At 56.9% G+C, this 4222-nt stretch carries 5 protein-coding genes; all 5 read right to left on the reverse strand.

Annotated elements, in window-relative coordinates:
• On the reverse strand, nucleotides 1–787 hold a 787-nt coding region (locus tag ACXJ5O_RS20285; RefSeq protein WP_457301468.1), incomplete at its 3' end, for a 5-deoxy-glucuronate isomerase.
• 2 nt (nucleotides 788–789) lie between these two features.
• On the reverse strand, nucleotides 790–1770 hold the full coding sequence (locus ACXJ5O_RS20290) for a mannonate dehydratase (RefSeq protein WP_457301469.1): 981 nt from the start codon (nucleotides 1768–1770) through the stop codon (nucleotides 790–792).
• Between the two features lie 12 nt (nucleotides 1771–1782).
• The gene (locus ACXJ5O_RS20295) at nucleotides 1783–2586 is read right to left on the reverse strand and encodes an ABC transporter ATP-binding protein (protein WP_457301470.1); all 804 of its coding nucleotides are present in this window, start codon (nucleotides 2584–2586) and stop codon (nucleotides 1783–1785) included.
• A gap of 5 nt (nucleotides 2587–2591) precedes the next feature.
• The gene (locus ACXJ5O_RS20300; protein ID WP_457301471.1) at nucleotides 2592–3422 is read right to left on the reverse strand and encodes an ABC transporter ATP-binding protein; all 831 of its coding nucleotides are present in this window, start codon (nucleotides 3420–3422) and stop codon (nucleotides 2592–2594) included.
• 5 nt (nucleotides 3423–3427) lie between these two features.
• Nucleotides 3428–4213: an ABC transporter permease gene (locus ACXJ5O_RS20305; protein WP_457301472.1), complete on the reverse strand. Its 786-nt coding sequence runs from the start codon at nucleotides 4211–4213 to the stop codon at nucleotides 3428–3430.
• Nucleotides 4214–4222 lie beyond the last annotated feature (9 nt).

A 4222-nucleotide genomic window follows, 5' to 3' on the forward strand; every position in this document is an offset into this window, starting at 1 on the left:
TCAAGGGACGATGCGCTTCTTCGAAATTCTGCACGAGCGAACGCTGCATTTTGCCGACAAGAATGGTGAAGATATAGGATGCATGGCCGGGCGACGTCGCGGTGGGATGATAGCCGGTTGAGAACGCAAAGGTGTCACCMTTGCGCGTTGCGTAAGCATGGGGCTCAGATCCTTCTTCATACCATAATTGTGTACCAAAGCCGGTCGGCGGATCGAACCGCCAATGATATAATTCCTCATGTGCGGTTTCGCCGGCCTGATCCGTATCGTGCTTGTGCGGCGGATAGCCGGACCAGCAACCTTCATCAGCATAGAGTTCGCTGACGAGCAGACGTCCAACGCGACCCGCCTGTCTGCTGCCGAGGATATGGAAGATGCGCCGGCGTGATTTCGTTTCATTGGAACCAACGTCGACCATATCGACTTCTTCCGGCGTGATGCGAAACGGATCCATCGGCACGTCCCAAAGGCCTCCGGCAATGGCGATTTCGCAACGCTCGAGGGCTGTGATCGTAACGGCGGCATCCGGACCGGCATAGATGGAATCTGCTTGTCCAGCCCAAACGCTCACGCGTCCACCGACCTTGCCAAAGGATAGGTCATCGACAGAAACATGACACGTGCCGGAGAGCGGAACGATTGCCGTTTCAAAGTCGGGCAGACGGTAGCTGTGCGCCTCCCCTGCGGCAAGTTTCACCAGATTGAAATGAATGAGCTTTGTCGGCTCGCCACTATCGAGAATGGGCTTGTTGCCATTGTCAAACCTGCGGATCATCTTCGCGGACATCGTTAATTCGCCTCGCTTTTCATTACCTGCAGCAACGCGACAATGTAGCCGTAACTGAAGGCGAAAGCGGTGTTCTGCGGATCGCGTCCGGAGATTTGCGGCACATGATCCGGCATCATCATGTACTGATAGCCGACCTCCGCATAGGTTTTCAGCGAGCGCCACATGTCCATGTCGCCCTCCTCCGGAAATGTCTCCATAAAGGAAAGCCTGCCGCCACGAATATTGCGGAAATGCACATTGAATAATTTGCCCCGTTCACCGAACCAGCGGATAACATCGAAGATTTCCTCGGCCGGGTTGTCGAGCATTTCACCGACTGTTCCCTGGCAGAAGTTCAGGCCATGGTAGGGGTTTTCGCGCATTAGCACGAATTTCTTCAGACCCTCGACTGTGCCGAGAACGCGCGTTACACCACGATAACCGGGCGGCGTATAGGGGTCGTGCGGATGACAGGCGAGCCTTACCTTGTTCGCTTCCGCGACCGGAATGACACGCTCGAGAAAGTAGTCGATCCGCTCCCAATTCTCGTCTTCATCAACGACCCCGGCGATCGTAAGCGGTGCTTCATGATCCGCCTTGTCCCAGCGGAAGGCATCGTTGCGTGATCCACCCCTGCCCGTTTCAAGTTCTGTGCGCGGGATACCGATAACGTTGAGATTGTATTTCACGGCAGGAATGCCAGCCGCAGCGGCGCGCTCGATCAGGCGGCAGATGGAATCTATCTGGCGATCACGCTCGGGACCTGCGGACAGAATGTCAGGGCTGTATTGTTTTTCAATGACACGTGAACTCAAGGGCAGCTGGATCATGTCCAGAGATAGTCCGAAACCTGCGAGATGGTCGCGATGCCCTTCGAGAATTTCCAGCGTCCAGTCATGCGGATTTCCCGCGGGATCGGCGCAGACGTGTTCTATGCCAAGCTGTGCCATGACCCGGTAATCGTCATCGTCACGTGCACGAAATTGTGTGCCAAGAAACATGTCGTACTCCTGTTATGTATTGGAAACCCGCGCCTGAGTAATCTCGCGCGGGTCTTCTCCATATGCTTCGCTCGCCGAGATCAGTTTCTTTGTGTAGGTTTGCGTTGCGCCACCATTCACGAGCGCATCGACGTCCAGAGTTTCAACGATCTTCCCGGCCTGCATAACCGCGGTGCGTTTGCACATATGGGCGATAACTCCGAGATCATGGCTGACCATGACGTAGGTCAGGCCTCGCTCGTCCTGCAGGTCACACAGGAGATTGAGAATTTCGGCCTGCACCGAAACATCGAGTGCAGACGTGGGCTCATCGAGGAGCAAAATGTCGGGCTTTGACATCAGCGCCCGGGCGATGGCAACGCGCTGCCTCTGCCCGCCGGAAAGCTGATGCGGATAACGCCACAGCAGTGCTCGGGGAAGTCCAACGGAATCGAGCGCAGCATTGCCCCGTGCTTCTGCATCAGGAATATTCTGGATGCGTGCGGGTTCCATCAATTGGCGCCAAACTGTGTGGCGTGGGTGCAGGGCTTCATAGGGATCCTGAAAAACCATCTGCACCTTGCGGTAAAAGTTTTTGCCGCGCTTGTTGCGGATATCTTCGCCCGCAACGCGCATGACATCGGCTTCATTGGCCACAAGCCCAGTGATTGCCCGCAGGATTGTGGATTTGCCTGATCCGGACTCACCAACGAGCCCAAAAGTCTCACCGCGATGGACGGAAAAACTGACACCGTCGACAGCCCGCCGTTCGTTGGAACCTTCACCGAACGTGACGGAAAGGTTTTCTACTTCGATGATCGGCGCTGTACTCCTCATAGTGCCTACCATGCCGCGTCGCGCTTTAGAACCGGCAGTCGTTTGCGCAGCGCGTGGATGCGCGGCATCGCATCGAGCAGGCCTCTCGTATAAGGATGGGTGGCCTTGTGCAGTTCATTCGCCTTCAAGGCTTCGACCACCCTTCCTTGGTACATAATCAGCACGCGGTCACAGAAGCGGCGGACAAGATTGAGATCGTGGCTGATGAAGATCAGGCCAAGCCCGCGTTTCAGCACGAGATCATTAAGGAGGCTGAGAATTTCAAGACGCACCGTCACGTCCAGAGCCGACGTTGCTTCATCGGCGATGAGGATTTCCGGTTCTGAAACGAGCATCATGGCAATCATGATGCGCTGTCCCATGCCCCCGGACATCTCGTGCGGATACATGCGGTAGACGCGCTCAGGATCGCGCATCTGCACAGCACCAAGCATTGCAACAGCCTTCTGACGCGCCTCCGATGACGAAGAGCGCGTATGGATGCGATAGGCCTCTGCGACCTGCTCGCCAACCGTGACGACGGGATTGAGCGAATATTTCGGGTCTTGCATGATCAGCCCGATCCGGCGGCCACGAATGCTGTTCATGGTCTTCTCCGATGCAAGGAGGAGATCGATTTCGCCGAGCTGTATGCGCTCGGCTTTCACAAGTGCTGCCGGCGGGGTCAGCCGCATGATGGCGCGGCCAGTCATGCTTTTGCCGGAGCCGGATTCGCCAACGATACCGAGCTTCTCCCGGCCAAGGTCGAAAGACACACCACGTACTGCATCAAAAATGCCCGAAGCGCCGTGGAAGCTGATCCGGAGATCGCGGACAGAAAGTAAAGGGTTGTCCATCTCGTTCATTCCTGCCTCGGATCAAGCGCATCGCGCAATGCGTCGCCAACCAGATTGAAAGCCAGGCTGACGACAAGAATCGAAAGGCCGGGCATCGTACCTACCCACCAGCTGTCCAGCATGAAGCGCCGTCCGGTGGAAACCATTGCCCCCCATTCAGGGCTAGGCGGCTGTGCGCCAAGACCGAGGAAACCGAGACCTGCTGCCGTCAGGATGATGCCCGCCATGTTGAGAGTGATGCGCACGATCACCGACGGAATGCACAGGGGTGCGATGTGGCCGAGCACGATGCGCAAGCTGGACGCGCCCATGAGCCGGACCGCAGAAATATGGTCCCTGCCACGGAGGCTGAGCGATTCGGCTCGGGCCAGACGGGCGATGGGCGGCCACTGCGTCAGGGCAATCGCGATGATGGCGTTGTTCAAGCTCGGGCCAAGCGCCGCCACGAAAGCCAACGCCAAAATAAGGCTGGGGAAGGACAGGAACAATTCCGTAACGCGCATCAGAATTGTATCGAGCCAACCACCATAATAGCCGGCGAGACAGCCGACGATGAGGCCGATGGGCGCAACGATGATACTGACGATCATGACGATGGAGAGTGTAATCCGGCTCCCCCACAGGATGCGGCTCAGAATATCCCGGCCAAGTTCGTCGGTCCCGAAGAGGTGCTGGACATTTGGCGCGAGCAAAGTTTCGCGCAAATTCTGCTCGAAGGGCGAATATGGAGCAAGCCATGGCACCAAGATCGCGACGAAAACCAGCACTAGTATAATCGCAAGACCGGCGATACCGAGCGC

It is taken from the genome of Phyllobacterium sp. P5_D12, assembly GCF_054049495.1.

Bases quoted from the DNA above. Each gene is read 5' to 3' on its own strand.
- ACXJ5O_RS20290 (WP_457301469.1), bottom strand. From the start codon at position 1,770: ATGTTTCTTGGCACACAATTTCGTGCACGTGACGATGACGATTACCGG.
- ACXJ5O_RS20295 (WP_457301470.1), bottom strand. From the start codon at position 2,586: ATGAGGAGTACAGCGCCGATCATCGAAGTAGAAAACCTTTCCGTCACG.
- ACXJ5O_RS20300 (WP_457301471.1), bottom strand. From the start codon at position 3,422: ATGGACAACCCTTTACTTTCTGTCCGCGATCTCCGGATCAGCTTCCAC.